Origin of the sequence: Streptomyces sp. NPDC000134, from assembly GCF_042899225.1 — a bacterium.
GTDB lineage: Bacteria > Actinomycetota > Actinomycetes > Streptomycetales > Streptomycetaceae > Streptomyces.
Genome location: NZ_JBIAZN010000005.1, coordinates 62,784 through 77,084 on the forward strand (window position 1 = coordinate 62,784; position 14,301 = coordinate 77,084).

At 73.6% G+C, this 14,301-nt stretch carries 13 protein-coding genes and 1 pseudogene; 4 read left to right on the plus strand and 10 right to left on the minus strand.

Going from position 1 to position 14,301, the window contains the following annotated elements; translation table 11 throughout:
- Positions 1-183 precede the first annotated feature (183 nt).
- The 3 genes from ACFY32_RS09105 to ACFY32_RS09115 all read left to right on the plus strand — a co-directional run bounded on the left by ACFY32_RS09105 (position 184) and on the right by ACFY32_RS09115 (position 3,478).
- Positions 184-1,563, plus strand: a complete 1,380-nt coding sequence (locus ACFY32_RS09105) for a solute carrier family 23 protein (RefSeq protein ID WP_359194060.1) — start codon at positions 184-186, stop codon at positions 1,561-1,563.
- Between the two features lie 91 nt (positions 1,564-1,654).
- Positions 1,655-2,359: a DUF5995 family protein gene (locus ACFY32_RS09110; protein WP_390673799.1), complete on the plus strand. Its 705-nt coding sequence runs from the start codon at positions 1,655-1,657 to the stop codon at positions 2,357-2,359.
- A 156-nt stretch (positions 2,360-2,515) separates the two neighbouring features.
- Positions 2,516-3,478 (plus strand): YihY/virulence factor BrkB family protein, encoded by a 963-nt coding sequence (locus tag ACFY32_RS09115; protein ID WP_359194066.1) that lies wholly within the window; start codon positions 2,516-2,518, stop codon positions 3,476-3,478.
- A gap of 34 nt (positions 3,479-3,512) precedes the next feature.
- Here the strand turns inward: ACFY32_RS09115 and ACFY32_RS09120 are convergent, their stop codons facing one another.
- The 3 genes from ACFY32_RS09120 to ACFY32_RS09130 form a co-directional block, all read right to left on the minus strand.
- Complete coding sequence (locus ACFY32_RS09120) at positions 3,513-5,213, minus strand: flavin monoamine oxidase family protein (protein WP_390673800.1); 1,701 nt, start codon at positions 5,211-5,213, stop codon at positions 3,513-3,515.
- Positions 5,214-5,250: 37 nt separating this feature from the next.
- Positions 5,251-6,039, minus strand: a complete 789-nt coding sequence (locus ACFY32_RS09125) for a carbon-nitrogen hydrolase family protein (RefSeq protein ID WP_359194073.1) — start codon at positions 6,037-6,039, stop codon at positions 5,251-5,253.
- Positions 6,040-6,142: 103 nt separating this feature from the next.
- A complete protein-coding gene (locus ACFY32_RS09130; protein ID WP_390673801.1) occupies positions 6,143-7,387 on the minus strand; it encodes an MFS transporter in 1,245 nt (414 codons plus the stop codon).
- 169 nt (positions 7,388-7,556) lie between these two features.
- On the opposite strand from ACFY32_RS09130, the gene ACFY32_RS09135 reads away from it, so the two are divergent.
- Complete coding sequence (locus tag ACFY32_RS09135) at positions 7,557-8,027, plus strand: hypothetical protein (protein WP_390673802.1); 471 nt, start codon at positions 7,557-7,559, stop codon at positions 8,025-8,027.
- Here the strand turns inward: ACFY32_RS09135 and ACFY32_RS09140 are convergent.
- The 7 genes and pseudogenes from ACFY32_RS09140 to ACFY32_RS09170 form a co-directional block, all read right to left on the minus strand.
- Positions 8,010-8,462, minus strand: coding sequence for an Lrp/AsnC family transcriptional regulator (locus ACFY32_RS09140; protein WP_190206460.1), 453 nt, complete (start codon positions 8,460-8,462; stop codon positions 8,010-8,012). The genes ACFY32_RS09135 and ACFY32_RS09140 overlap by 18 nt on opposite strands.
- 10 nt (positions 8,463-8,472) lie before the next feature.
- Positions 8,473-8,601: pseudogene (locus ACFY32_RS09145) on the minus strand (amino acid permease C-terminal domain-containing protein); the annotation flags it as partial.
- A gap of 239 nt (positions 8,602-8,840) precedes the next feature.
- Positions 8,841-10,283, minus strand: coding sequence for a GuaB1 family IMP dehydrogenase-related protein (locus ACFY32_RS09150; RefSeq protein WP_390673910.1), 1,443 nt, complete (start codon positions 10,281-10,283; stop codon positions 8,841-8,843).
- A 108-nt stretch (positions 10,284-10,391) separates the two neighbouring features.
- Positions 10,392-10,745, minus strand: a complete 354-nt coding sequence (locus ACFY32_RS09155; RefSeq protein WP_359194079.1) for a barstar family protein — start codon at positions 10,743-10,745, stop codon at positions 10,392-10,394.
- Positions 10,746-10,773: 28 nt separating this feature from the next.
- A complete protein-coding gene (locus ACFY32_RS09160; protein ID WP_359194082.1) occupies positions 10,774-11,817 on the minus strand; it encodes a sugar-binding domain-containing protein in 1,044 nt (347 codons plus the stop codon).
- Between the two features lie 92 nt (positions 11,818-11,909).
- A complete protein-coding gene (gene rpe / locus ACFY32_RS09165; RefSeq protein ID WP_359194085.1) occupies positions 11,910-12,596 on the minus strand; it encodes a ribulose-phosphate 3-epimerase in 687 nt (228 codons plus the stop codon).
- A gap of 265 nt (positions 12,597-12,861) precedes the next feature.
- Positions 12,862-14,298, minus strand: a complete 1,437-nt coding sequence (locus tag ACFY32_RS09170; protein WP_359194088.1) for a transcription antitermination factor NusB — start codon at positions 14,296-14,298, stop codon at positions 12,862-12,864.
- Positions 14,299-14,301 lie beyond the last annotated feature (3 nt).

Sequence of the window (14,301 nt, forward strand, 5' to 3'; positions counted from 1 at the left end):
GTGCTCCTGGGACGTACGAGGTGATTGCCGCCTACAACGACCGGCGGCGCGCGCTCATCCTAGGCAAGCCCCGGTCCAGCCCTCCGGCACACCCCGCGACCGGACGCCGGCCGGTGTGGAGCATCCCCGGCCAGCCCCGACAATGGTGCGGACACGCTGCACGAACGACGAAAGCGACACCCCATGGATCTCGGCGTCCGCTGGAAGCTGCACGGTGACGGGCGGACGCCCGCTCCCGGAGCGGTGGTCCGCCCCGACGAACGGCTCTCCTGGCCCCGCACGGCCGGGCTCGGCGCCCAGCACGTGGTGGCCATGTTCGGGGCGTCGTTCGTGGCCCCGGTGCTCATGGGTCTGGACCCCAACCTGGCGATCATGATGTCGGGTGTCTCGACCGCGATCTTCCTGCTGGCCACCCGCGGCCGGGTGCCGAGCTATCTCGGCTGCTCGCTCTCCTTCGTCGGTGTCGCCGCGGTGATCCGGGCGCAGGGCGGCACCAGCGCCACGGTGACCGGCGCGGTGCTGGTGGTGGGCGTGGCGCTGTTCCTGGTGGGGCTCGCGGTGCAGCGGTTCGGGGCGCGGATCATCCACGCCGCGATGCCGCCGGTGGTCACCGGCGCGGTGGTGATGCTGATCGGCTTCAACCTGGCCCCGGTCACCGCCTCCACCTACTGGCCGCAGGACCAGTGGACGGCCCTGCTGGTGATGCTGTTCACCGGTCTGGCCGTGGTGTGCCTGCGCGGTTTCTGGTCCCGCATCGCGATCTTCCTGGGCCTGGTCTTCGGGTACGTCCTCTCGTTCCTCCTCGACCGGGTCTTCGGGCGCATCCACTCGGTGGACGGCAGCGGCAAGGTCACCGACCACTGGCGGCTGGACTTCTCCGCCGTCGGCCGGGCCGACTGGGTCGGGCTGCCCTCCTTCCACGGGCCCACCTTCCAGTGGTCGGCGATCCTGGTCGCCCTCCCGGTCGTCATCGCGCTGGTCGCCGAGAACGCCGGGCACGTCAAGGCGGTCGGCGAGATGACCGGCGACCCGCTCGACGACAAGCTCGGCACCGCGATCTCCGCCGACGGCGTCGGCTCCATCCTGTCCACCGCGGTCGGCGGCCCGCCCAACACCACGTACTCCGAGAACATCGGCGTGATGGCCGCGACCCGCGTCTACTCGACGGCCGCGTACTGGGCCGCCGCCTGCTTCGCGCTGCTGTTCGGCCTCTGCCCCAAGTTCGGCGCGGTGGTGGCCGCCATCCCGGGCGGCGTCCTCGGCGGCATCACCGTCATCCTGTACGGCATGATCGGCCTGCTCGGCGCGCAGATCTGGCTCAACGCCAAGGTCGACCTGCGCAACCCGCTGAACCTCGTCCCGGCCGCCGCGGGCATCATCATCGGCGTCGGCAACGTCAGCATGAAGTTCACCGACACCTTCTCCCTCAGCGGCATCGCGCTCGGCACGCTGGTCGTCATCACCGGCTACCACGCGCTGCGCGCCTTCGCCCCGGCACACCTCAAGACGCAGCAGCCGCTGCTCGACGAGGGCACGTCGACGTACGACCAGAGCGCGCGGTAGAGGAGGGCGGGCGGCCGGGGCGTTCGCCCGAACCGGGGAAGCACCCCGCCCGCCGCTGTCCCGGCGCCGGTGGAGCTGCGACTCTGCCCCCATGGCGCACTGTGAGCACCACGACCCCGCCGCCGAGTCGGTGGACACCGTCATCTCCCGGATGCGCGCCCTGGACGGCGCGCTGCCGGCCCGGGACGGGATCGCGGTCTTCAACCGGGTGTACCTGGCCGTCACCGAGGCGGTCGGCCGGGGCATCGGCACCGGGCGGTTCCCGGACGCGCGGGCCGCGAGCGCGCTGGACGTGCGGTTCGCCGAGCGGTACCTGGCCGCCGTCGACGCGGCCGGCCGGGACGACCCGCCGCCCGCCTGCTGGCGGCCCCTGTTCCAGTTCCGCCGCCATCCCCAGGTACGTCCGCTGCAGTTCGCCCTCGCCGGGGTCAACGCGCACATCGGCCACGACCTCGCGCTGGCCGTCGTGGACACCTGCCGCGCGCTGGGCTGCGAACCGGCCGACCTGGAGGACGAGTTCGAGCGGGTGGGCGACCTCCTGGTGACGCTGGAGGAACGCGTCCGGGAGGAGCTGACGCCGGGACCGGACCTGCTCCGGATCGCCGATCCGCTGGCCCATCTGCTGGGCTGCTGGAGCCTGGAGCGGGCCCGCGACGGTGCCTGGGCGGCGGCCCGCGCCCTGTGGGCGCTGCGCCGGCTGCCGGAGCTGGCCGGGGAGTTCGCCGACCGGCTCGACACGGCGGCCGGCTTCGCGGGCCGGTTGCTGCTGACTCCCCTGCCGGCCTGGGCCCGCTGACACTCCCCCGCCGCGCGGCTCCGGCGGCGGACGCACCGGGCGGCGGCACACGGCAGCGGGGTGCCCCGGCGCGGCCGACCGCACGCGCGTACGCCTGCAACGGGCGCGGCCGGGCACACGGTGTGCCGGAGCGAGGGGACGAGGGAGACGCAGACGATGGGGACGGTCACACACGTTCCGCAGACGCGGGACATGATCGGCGAGGAACTCTCCGGCGACGAGGCCCTCGCCGCGCTGCGCCGCTACGGCGGGGTGCGGTTGCTGGCCGACGCGTTCGCGCGGTTCCGGTACGCCGACGGCTTCACCAACGCCCGGGGCCTCGGCTTCCAGATCGTGCTGGGCATGGTGCCCTTCACGATCGCCCTGGCGGGGGTCGCCACCGCCGCGCACACGGAGAGCGTCGGCAGGATCATCGAGCTGACGGCGGGCCGGATCGTGCCCGGCGCCAGCGCCGAGGTGGTCGAGGAGGCGCTGGCCGGGACCCGGCGCAGTGCCCACTCCGACGTGTGGAGCACGATCGCGCTCTGGCTCGGCCTCGCCGTCGCGGTGCTCAACCTGGCCTCCGCCATGGGCCAGGTGGAGCGCGGCGCCAACCGGATCTACGGCATCGAACGCGACCGGCCCTTCCCGGCCAAGTACGGCAGGGCCCTGCTGCTGGCCTTCGCCGCGGGTGTCCCCATGGTGCTCGGCTTCCTCGTCCTGGTGGCGGGCGAGGCGGTGGGCCGGTCGACGGCGCAGGCGTTCGGCTGGCAGGGGATGCCGGCCTGGTGGCCGGCCGTGCGCCTGCCGCTGGGCGCGGTGCTCGCCTGGATCGCCTCCGCGGTCATCTTCCGCTGGTCGCCGCGGCGCGACCAGCCGGGCTACACCTGGCTGGCCTTCGGTTCGGCCGTACACCTGGTGCTGTGGGTCGGCGCCACCTGGCTGCTGACCCTGTACGTCGCCAAGAGCGGTTCCTTCGGCGCGGTGTACGGACCGCTCACGGCGTTCGTGGCCCTGCTGCTGTGGGCCAATATCACCGGCGTCGCGCTGTTCCTGGGCATCGCCTTCGCCGCCCAACTGGAGGCGGCGCGGGCCGGCCTGGACCACTCCGTCCGGCCCGACCCCGGGCCCGGCCCCTGACACCCGGGGGCGGCGAGCCGGCCGGGGGAACTCCCTAGTCCTCGGGGAGTTCCACGGGCGCGATCTCGTCGTACCGGTCGCCGGGCCCGGGGTTGGCCGGGTCGGTGGCCCCGCCGAAGTGGCGCATGACGCCCCACACCGCGTTCAGCGCGGTCTGTACGGCGCCCTCCGCCCAGCCGGCCGTCCAGGAGATGTCGTCCCCGGCCAGGAAGATGCCCCGCTTGTCCTCGGGCAGCTTGTCCTGCATGAAGTGGGTGAACAGGCGCCGCTGGTAGCGGTAGTGGCCGGGCAGGTTGGCCTTGAACGCGCCCATGAAGTACGGCTCGTTCTCCCAGGAGACGGTCACCGGGTTGCCGATGATGTGCTTCCTGATGTCGACCTTCGGGTAGATCTCGCCGAGCGACTTCAGCATCACCTCCATCCGCTCGTGCGCGGACAGCGGCAGCCACTTCAGGCTGTCGTCGCACCAGGTGTACGACAGGCAGATCACGGCCGGCTTGTCCGGGCCGTCGTCCAGCAGGTACGTCCCCCGGGTCATCCGGTCGGTGAGCGTCATCGACATGACGTCCCGGCCGGTCCGCTCGTCCTTGTCCAGCCAGAACGGCCGGTCCACCGGCACGAACAGCTTGCTGGACTCCATGTAGTGGGTGCGCTCGATCGCGGTCCAGTGGTCGATCGGGAAGAGCGCGTCGTCGCAGGCGATCTTCGACAGCAGCATCCAGGACTGGGCGGTGAAGACGGCCGCCCGGTAGGTGCGGATGTCGCCGCGTGCGTCGGTGACGGTGATGCGGTTGCCGGCGGTGCGGCCGAGGCGGGTCACGGCCGGGCGGGGCTCGCCGCCCTGGTGCAGGCTCGCCAGCGAGGTGCCGTACGGCCAGTGGAGGATCTTCCCGGGCGCGCGCTCCCACAGGCGCAGCGGCAACTGCTGGGAGCCGCCGACGATGCCCCGGTGGTGGTCGTCGGCCTCGGTGTAGACGACGCGGAGGATCTCCAGGATCGAGTTGGGGAAGTCGGTGTCCCAGCCGCCGGTGCCGAAGCCGACCTGGCCGAAGATCTCGCGGTGCCGGAAGGACTTGAACGCCTCCGACTCGCACAGGAAGCCGTAGAAGGTCTGGTTGTCGAGCTTCTCCACCAGCTTCGACCAGATCTCGCGGATGCGGGGGACGTCCCGCTCGCGCAGGGCGCGGTTCATGTCGGAGAAGTCGGCGCCCTCCTCCAGGCACCTGCCCCAGGCGTCGGCGACGTCGCGGTAGACCTGCGGGAGGTCGTCGAGGGTCTCGGCGTAGTGCGACTCGCCCTTGAGGTCGACGACGGTGGAGGGCGTCGCCTCCGCGAGGGGGTTGGGGAACGGCCGGGTCTCCAGGCCCACCAGGTCGATGTAGTGCTGGAGGGCGGTGGAGGAGGGCGGGAAGCGCATCGCGCCCATCTCGGCGGTCAGCCCTTCGGTGCCCGCGCCCTCGAAGCCGACGGTCCGCAGCCGGCCGCCGATCCGGTCGGCCTCGTACACGACGGGCTTGAGGCCCATCTTCATCAGCTCGTAGGCGGCGACGACGCCGGACAGGCCGCCGCCGATGACGGCGACCTCGGTGCCGTGCTCGGTGGCGGGTATCTGGCCGAGGCCCGCCGGGTGGGCGAGGTAGTCGTCGTACGCGTACGGGAAGTCCGGGCCGAACATGGTGATCGGCGGCTGCTGCTCGTCGGTGTGCTCGACGGCGTTGGGCACCGTGGACGTCATGGGGTGCGGACTCCTTGCACAGGCGTTGCGGGGGGTGTCAGACGAGGGACCCGTAGAGGCCGGGGCGGCGGTCCCCCAGGTACGGGTTGGCCGCGCGGGAGGCGGCGAGGAAGGCCGGGTCGGCGTCGGCCAGGAGGAGTTCCTCGGCGCGCCCGGCGCGGGTGCGGGCGACGCCGTCCGGTCCGGCCAGGGTGGAGAGCCCGACGAACTCGAACTCGCCCTCCCGGCCGACCCGGTTGACGTACGCCACGTACATCTGGTTCTCGAAGGCCCGCACCGGTACGACCGACTCGGCGACGAACTGGAACGGGTGCATCTGCGCGGTCGGCACCAGCAGGAGGTCGGTGCCGGCCAGGGCGTGCGCCCGGACGTTCTCCGGGAACTCCACGTCGTAGCAGATCATCAGGCCGACGGTCAGACCGTCCAGCTCGGCCTGGACGACGGGCCGCCCGCCGGGGGTGAAGTGGTCGCGTTCGAAGCGGCCGAAGAGGTGGGTCTTGCGGTAGTTGGCCAGCCGGGCGCCGTCGGCGGAGATCAACTGGACGGAGTTGAAGACGGCGTCGCCGTCCCGCTCGGGGTAGCCGTAGGCGACGGCGAGGCCGTGCCGGCCGGCGGTATCCGCGATCGCGTCGGCGGCCTCGCCGTCGGCGGGCTCGGCCAGGTGGCCGACGGCGTCGCCGATCGCGTACCCGGTCAGGAACAGCTCCGGCGCCACCAGCAGCCCCGCGCCCGCGGCGGCGGCCCGGCCCGCGGCCGCGTCGAGCGCCTTCAGGTTCTCGGCGGGCGATCCGGGCCGACCGGAGCTCTGGAGCAGGGCGGTGCGCATGGGTGTTCCTCACCGGTGGGCGGAGGGGGTCGGGGGCCAGATAGACGGTACGGGCGCCGGTCCGCCCGCAACAAGCGGCAGCCGTTGCGCGCGGCCGGACGGTTCATTGCGTCCTCGCGGCGCTGTCCGGCGATTCATTGCGCGCCCCGCCCCGGCCGGCGCCGGACCGGCGCCCGCTCGCCGCGAGGAGCACCGCCGCCACCGCGTACGGCACCGCCGCCCACGCGAACGCGGTGGCGTGGCCGGCGGAGGTGGCCAGGGCCGCGTAGGCGGCGTACACCGCGAAGGTGGCCAGTTCCGAGCCGAGGCCGGCGACCGAGGTCAGGGTGGCGCGGCCGGTGCCGTCGATCCGCCCCTGGAGGCGGGCGTCGGCGAGGACGGTCGCCAGTTGGAAACCGCCGAAGGCGACGCCGACCAGGACGAGTCCGGCGGGCGTGCCCAGCAGCGCGCCCGTGGCGAGGGCCAGCGCCGCGCCGGTGAGCAGCGCGGCGAACCCGGCCGTGCCGAGGCGTTCGGCGGGTCCGGCCAGCAGACCGCCGGCCGTGGCCCCGGCCCAGATCACCAGCAGCAGCCAGGGCACCGTCCCGGCGGCCACCCCGGTGTCCCGGACCAGCAGCGGGGCGTACTCGTCGAGCGCGCCCCACACCGCGGTCACCGCCGGGACCAGCAGCAGCGCTCCGCGCACGGACCGGTCGGCGCGTGCCTCGGCGAGCCCGGCGCGCAGGCCGCCCGCCCGTCCCCCGCCCCTCGCGGACGGCTCGCGGTGTTCGGGGAACCGGGTCGCCACGCCCGCCGCCAGCAGACAGACCAGCACGCTGGCCGCGCCCACGGCGAGGTAGCCGCCCCGGTCGAACACCGGCCCGGCGGCGCCCATCGCCGCCATCGTCGCCACCAGCCCGGCCGCGCGGGCCCGGCCCATGACAGCGGCGTAGCGGCCGGCCGCGCCGAGCCGGTCCAGTTCGTCGTGGACCAGCGCCTCCAGCGCGCCGGACCCGAGCGCCCCGCCGGCGCCCCACAGCACGAAGCCGAGCGCGAACGCCGGGTAGGACGGCACCAGCACCCACAGCGCGAAGCCCGCGGCGGTGAGCAGCGGGCCGAGCCACAGCAGCAGGCGCCGGGAGACGGCGTCGGCCCAGACGCCGGAGGGGACCTCCAGGAGGACGCCGGTCAGGGACCACAGGGCGAAGAGGGAGGACGTCTGCCACACGGACAGCCCGGTGTCGCTGAACAGCAGCGCGTACACCGGGTAGAGCAGGACGAACTCGTCGCAGAACGCGTACGTGTAGAGCGTGCTCGTCAGACGCCGCAGGCCGCCGGTGACGGGCTCGGGCGCGGATGAGAGAGTCATGGTGCCTTCCCGCGGGGACGGATCGGATGCCGGGAGTACGGCGTCCGGGGCGGTCCTCGGGAGGCGGCGCTGGTGGATCAATGTCGCCAGATCATGGCGCCGATGCTAGCCGGGTACGGGCGGATGGTGCCGGGATTTTCGCCCGGCGCGGGCCGACGGGGAGGGACCCATGGACATCACCGCACTGCCGTACGTCGACGAGCACGCCACGGACGTCGAGGCGCCGCCGGACGCCGTGTGGCGCGCGCTCGGCGAGGCCCTGGACGGCGCCTTCTCGGGCGCGGGGGCCACCGCGTACGCGCGGCTGGTCGGCTGCGCCGACCGCTCGGCGTCGGGACCGAGGCCGCCGGCCCGGGGGTCGGTGTTCCCCGGCTTCCGGGTGGCCGCCGCCGATCCGGGCCGGGAGCTGGTGCTGGCCGGACGGCACCGGTTCTCCACGTACGCCCTGGTCTTCCGGTTCGACGCGGCAGGCCCGCGGACCCGACTGCGGGCCGAGACGCGGGGGCGCTTCCCCGGCCCGTTCGGCGCGCTCTACCGGCTGCTGGTCATCGGCAGCGGCGGGCACGCGGTCGGCGTGCCCCGGCTGCTCGCGGGCGTCCGCCGCCGCGCCGAGCGGGACGGCTCAGGCCGGCGACCCTGAGGAGAAGCGGCGCAGCAGCGGGGAGAGCACCAGGACGGACTTGGTGCGCTCCACGAAGGGCTCCCCGGCGATCCGCTCCAGGACCCGTTCGAAGTGCCGCATGTCGGAGGCGAAGACCTGGGCGATGGCGTCCGCGTCCCCGGTGACGGTGGACGCGGCCACCACCTCCTGGTAGCGCTCCAGACCCCGCTGGATGGTCTCCGGCGAGGTGTTGCTGCGGCAGTGGATCTCGACGAAGCCCTCGGTCTGCCAGCCGAGGGCGAGCGGGTCGACCCGGACGGTGAATCCGGTGATGGCGCCGGTCGCGCGCAGCTTGTCCACGCGCCGCTTCACGGCGGGCGCGGAGAGGCCGACCTCCTGTCCGATGTCGGCGTAGGAGCGGCGGGCGTCCTCGGCGAGGGCGTGCACGATGCGTTCGTCGAGATCGTTCAGCACTGCGGGTGGTTCACTTCGCTTCTGAGATGGCCGGTCGGGAGCGGCGGTAGCCGTAGAGGAAGTAGAACACGAGCCCGACGGCCATCCGGACACCGAGGACCACCCAGGTGACCGTGGACAGGCTGCCCATCATCCACACGCGGAGGGACTCCTTCGTCGCTGCGGTGGGGGCGGCGGCGGGGAGCGGTGGGGTCCAGCGCGAACGGGGGCCCACCGAGCGGGGTCCCCGCCACGCCACGTACAGCGCGGAACTCTATGAGCAGGGCATCGCACCCGTAACGCAGCAGCCTTGCGCATCGCCGCGGAATCGTTGCGTCTGTGCCCGGCGGGCGGGTGTTCGTTGCGCGCGGTGTGCCGGCCGTTGCGGACGGCGGCCGGTCAGACCCAGCTCGCGTGCAGCGGCTTGCCCTCGGCGTAGCCGGCCGCGCTCTGGATGCCGACGATGGCCTTCTCGGCGAACTCCTCCAGGGAGGCGGCGCCGGCGTAGGTGCAGGAGGAGCGGACGCCCGCGATGATCGAGTCGATCAGGTCCTCGACGCCGGGGCGGGCCGGGTCGAGGAACATCCGGGAGGTGGAGATGCCCTCCTCGAACAGCGCCTTGCGGGCGCGGTCGTACGCCGACTCCTCCGAGGTGCGGTTGCGCACCGCACGCGCGGAGGCCATGCCGAAGGATTCCTTGTACGGGCGGCCGTCGGCGTCGTGCTGGAGGTCGCCCGGCGACTCGTAGGTGCCGGCGAACCAGGACCCGACCATCACGTTGGACGCGCCGGCCGCGAGGGCCATGGCCACGTCGCGGGGGTGGCGGATGCCGCCGTCGGCCCAGACGTGCTTGCCGTACTTCTTGGCCTCGGCGGCGCACTCCAGGACGGCGGAGAACTGGGGCCGGCCGACGCCGGTCATCATGCGGGTGGTGCACATGGCGCCGGGCCCGACGCCGACCTTGACGATGTCGGCGCCCGCCTCGATCAGGTCGCGGACGCCCTCGGCGGAGACGATGTTGCCCGCCACGATCGGCACCCGCGGGTCGAGGGCGCGGACCAGCTTGACGGCGCTGATCATCGACTCCTGGTGGCCGTGCGCGGTGTCGATGACGAGGGTGTCCACGCCCGCGTCCAGCAACTGCTCGGCCTTGCCCGCCACGTCGCCGTTGATGCCGACGGCCGCGGCGATGCGCAGCCTGCCCCGGGCGTCGACGGCGGGGGTGTAGAGGGTGGCGCGCAGGGCGCCGGTGCGGGTGAGGATGCCTGCCAGGCGGCCGGCGCCGTCCACGGCGGGGGCGTAGCGGCGGTTGGCGGTGTCGAGGATGTGGAACGCCTCGCGCGGGTCGACGTCCGCGTCGATCAGCAGCAGGTCCTTGGACATGACCGCTTCGAGCTGGGTGAAGCGGTCCACGCCGGTCAGGTCGGTGTCGGTGACCACGCCGACCGGCTTGCCGTCCGCGTCGACCACGACCCCGGCGTTGTGCGCCCGCTTGGGCAGCAGGGCGAGGGCGTCGGCGACGGTCTGGTGCGGGGCCAGCACGATGGGGGTGTCCAGGACCAGGTGGCGGCTCTTGACCCAGGAGACGACCTCGGTGACGACCTCGATCGGGATGTCCTGCGGGATGACCACCAGGCCGCCGCGCCGGGCCACCGTCTCGGCCATGCGGCGTCCCGCGATGGCGGTCATGTTGGCGACGACCAGCGGGATCGTGGTGCCCGTGCCGTCCGGCGAGCTGAGGTCCACGCCCTGCCGGGAACCCACGGCCGAACGGCTCGGCACCATGAAGACGTCGTCGTACGTCAGGTCGTACGAGGGCTGGATGTCGTTGAGGAAACGCACGTGCTGCACATCCCAGTCGATCAGAGGTGGCCCCCGGACAGGTCAGCCAGGGGGAAAGAGCACGTACTTCATCCTCCCACGACCGGGGCCCCGCACGCCCCGGGCAGATCATCCAGGCTGGTCGGAGGGGGTCTCGGAGGTTCCTCCAGGACCCAGGGTCACGAACAGCCCGGGGCCCCGGTCGGTCGCCTCGGCGAAGACCTCCTCGGCGACCTGCCACTCCTCGGGGCGCGCCTCGGCGTAGGCCCGCCAGCCCCGTACGACGACCAGCAGGCCCCGGTCGGCGGCCCGCTCCGGCCAGAGCGCGGGGTCGGCGAGGCAGTCGGCGAGCGCGTCCCAGTTGCGGCCGAACCAGTCGGGCAGGGCCAGGTCACGGGCGCAGCGGTCCATCAGGCCCGCCTTGTCCGTGACCCCGTCCAGGTCCAGCGTGAGCACGATCCGGCCGGCCGGGTCGTCCGTCATCTGCGTACCGCCTTCTTCTGACGTACCGTCAGATGCCGTCGGGGTCGGCCCGGTTGAGCGCGGACTTGGGCGCGGGACCGGCCGCCATCAGGTAGTCGGCGGCGGAGGTGTCGGTGACCAGGCTGGTGACCAGGCCCGAGCGCAGCACCGCGTCGATGGCCGGCGCCTTGCGCTGCCCGCCCGCGATCGCCACCACCTCGGGGATGCGGCGGAGCTGGTCGGCCGTGACCGTGATACACCGCTCCCCCAGGTCCCGTCCGACCCGGCGGCCCTCGGTGTCGAAGAGGTGCGCGGACATCTCGGCGGCGACGCCGAGCGAGGCGTAGTGGGCGCGCTCCTCGTCGCTGAGCATGTCGTGCACGGTGGAGATGCCCGGTTCCCAGGAGCCGATGGAGACACAGGCGACGGTGACCTTGTCGAAGTACTCGAAGGCCCGCGCGATGCCCGTCTGGTGGCGCAGGGCGGTCGCGGTCGCCGCGTCCGGCAGCAGCATCGGCGCGTAGATGGGGTGCGCGTCGCCGCCGGAGACCTGGGCGGCGCGGCGCACCGCCTCGACCGAGCCGCGCTCGGCGGTCCCGGCGTCGTACACCCCGGTCAACTGCACCACCGTGCAGGGCGGCAGCTTGTCCAGGGCCGCCGCCATGTGGATGGTGGACCGGCCCCAGGCCAGGCCCAGCACGTCCCCCTCGTCGACCAGCTCGCCGAGCAGGTCGGCGGCCACCTCCCCCAGGTTCTCCGGATCGGGGTTCTCCTCGGCGTCCGCCGGGGACTCCACCACGACCGCGTGCCGCAGGCCGTACCGGGCGCGCAGCGCGTCCGAGCGCTCGGCGTCCAGCTCGGCCGGCACCCGGATCTCGATCCGTACGAGGTCCCGTTCGAGAGCGGTCTCCAGGACCCGGGCCACCTTGAAGCGGCTGACGCCGAACTCCTCCGCGATCTGGATCTTGGATTTGCCCTCGAGGTAGAAGCGGCGGGCCATGGCCGCCGCCTGCACCAGCTCAGCGGGTCCCATCCGCATGGCTGACCGGCCCGCCGACATACCCGACACGGCGATCTCCTCACTGCTGTTCACTTACGCGGCTGTTCACACTCTGGATTCGCCTTCATCCTCGCAGATCCGGCGCGCGTGATCAGCCCTGATGGGAGCCGTTCACTTGTCGTTCTTCAGTGGGCGCAGGCCCAGGACGCCCCGGCCGTGGCGGCCGCCGCCTGCGTGCGCAATGCACGTACCGCCTCGGCCGGGTCCGATGCCCCGTAGACGGCCGAACCCGCCACGAAGACGTCGGCGCCGGCCTCCGCGCAGCGCTCGATCGTCGAGGCGGAGACCCCGCCGTCGACCTGGAGCCAGAGTTCGAGGCCGTGCTTGGTGATCAGCTCACGGGTGCGGCGGATCTTGGGCAGCATGATGTCGAGGAACGCCTGCCCCCCGAAGCCCGGCTCAACCGTCATGATCAGCAGCATGTCGAGTTCGGGCAGGAGGTCCTCGTACGGCTCGATCGGCGTCGCCGGCTTCAGGGCCATGGAGGCGCGGGCGCCCTTGGCGCGGATCTCGCGGGCGAGCCGCACCGGAGCGGCGGCGGCCTCCACGTGGAAGGTGACGGAACCGGCCCCCGCTTCGACGTACTGGGGCGCCCAGCGATCGGGGGCCTCGATCATCAGATGGCAGTCCAGCGGGGTGTCCGTCGCCCGCGCCAGGGATTCCACGACCGGCACGCCGAGCGTCAGGTTGGGCACGAAGTGGTTGTCCATCACGTCGACGTGGAGCCAGTCGGCTCCCTCGACCGCCTTCGCCTCGTCGGCGAGGCGGGCGAAGTCGGCGGACAGGATGCTGGGGTTGATCTGCACGGCCATGCCCCAAGCCTGCCATGCCCTGCGGGGGTGCGGGGCATCGGTCTCCCGGGGGCGGGGCGGGGACGGGGGTGGAAGGGGCGGGGTCGGGGGCGGAGGGGTCGGGGGCGGAGGGGGGCGGGTCTGGTCGTCCGGGCGCGGGTGGTCGGGGGCTGGGTGCGCAGTTCCCCGCGCCCCTTCGGAGGCGGGGGCGGTCGTCCGGGTGCGGGTGGTCGGGGGCCGGGCGGGCGGCCCCCGCGTCCCTTCGGCGGGTCCGGGCGTCCTTCTCCTAGCCGGTGCGGCGGATCAGCGCCAGGTACATGGCGTCCGTGCCGTGCAGGTGCGGCCAGAGCTGGACGTCCGGTCCGTCGCCCAGGTCGGGTACGCCGGGCAGCAGCGGCCGGGCGTCGATGAGGTCGGTGTCGGGGAACTGCTTGAGCACGTCGGCCACCACCGCCCGGGTCTCCGCGAGGTGCGGCGAGCAGGTCGCGTAGCCGACGACGCCGCCGACCCGTACGGCCTCCAGGGCACTGCGCAGCAGCCCGCGCTGGAGCGGCGCGAAGCCGTCCAGGTCCTCGGGCCGGCGCCGCCAGCGCGCCTCGGGTCGGCGGCGCAGCGCGCCGAGCCCGGTGCAGGGCACGTCGACCAGGACCCGGTCGAAGCTGCCGGGCCGCCACGGCGGCCGGGTGCCGTCGGCGGCGATCACCTGGTACGGCCCCGGGTTGCCGTCCAGCACCCGGGCGACGAGCCCGGCGCGGTGCGGCTGCTTCTCGGAGGCGAGCAGGAAGGCACCGCGCTCGGCGGCCAGCGCGCCGAGCAGCGCGGCCTTCCCGCCGGGCCCGGCGCAGCCGTCGAGCCAGCGCCGGTCGGGCCCCTCCAGGGGCGCGGCGGCCAGGGCCAGCGCGACGAGCTGACTGCCCTCGTCCTGCACCCCGGCCCGGTTCTCCCGGACCGCCTCGACGGCCCCCGGCTCGCCGCCCTCGGCCAGCTTCACGGCATACGGCGACCAGCGCCCCGGCACGGCGGCGGGCTCGCCGAGGAGTTCCCCGGCCGTGGACCGGCCGGGCCGGGCGACCAGCGTCACCTCGGGCCGCTCGTTGTCGGCGGCGAGGAGTTCCTCGATGCCGGCCCGGCCGCCGCCGAGCGAGTCCCACAGCGCGGAGACGACCCAGCGCGGGTGCGAGTGCACCACGGCCAGGTGGTCCTCGGGGTCCTCGTCGTAGGGCGGCGCGACCCTCTCCAGCCAGGTGTCGAGGTCGTGCCGCGCGACCTTGCGCAGCACGGCGTTGACGAACTTGGCCCGCCCGTCCCCGAGCACCACCCGCGCCAGCTCCACCGTGGCGGAGACGGCGGCGTGACTGGGGATGCGGGTGCCGAGCAGTTGGTGGACCCCGAGGCCGAGCACGTCCAGGACGGGCGGGTCCACCTCCCTGAGCGGCCGGTCCACGCAGGCCGCGATCACGGCGTCGTACGTGCCCTGCCGGCGCAGCGTCCCGTACACCAGCTCGGTGGCCAGGGCCGCGTCCCGCGTGTCGAAGTCACCCTTCTCCCGGGCCTTGCGCAGCAGCGGCGGCAGGACGAGGTTGGCGTAGGCGTCCCGCTCGTCCACCGCCCGCAGCGCCTCGAAGGCGAGGATGCGGACGGGGTCCTTCTGGGGCCGCCGGTAGGGCTTGCCGGTCTTACCGGGCTTGCCGGTCTTGTGGGGTCGGCGCGGCTGGTCGCTCACGTG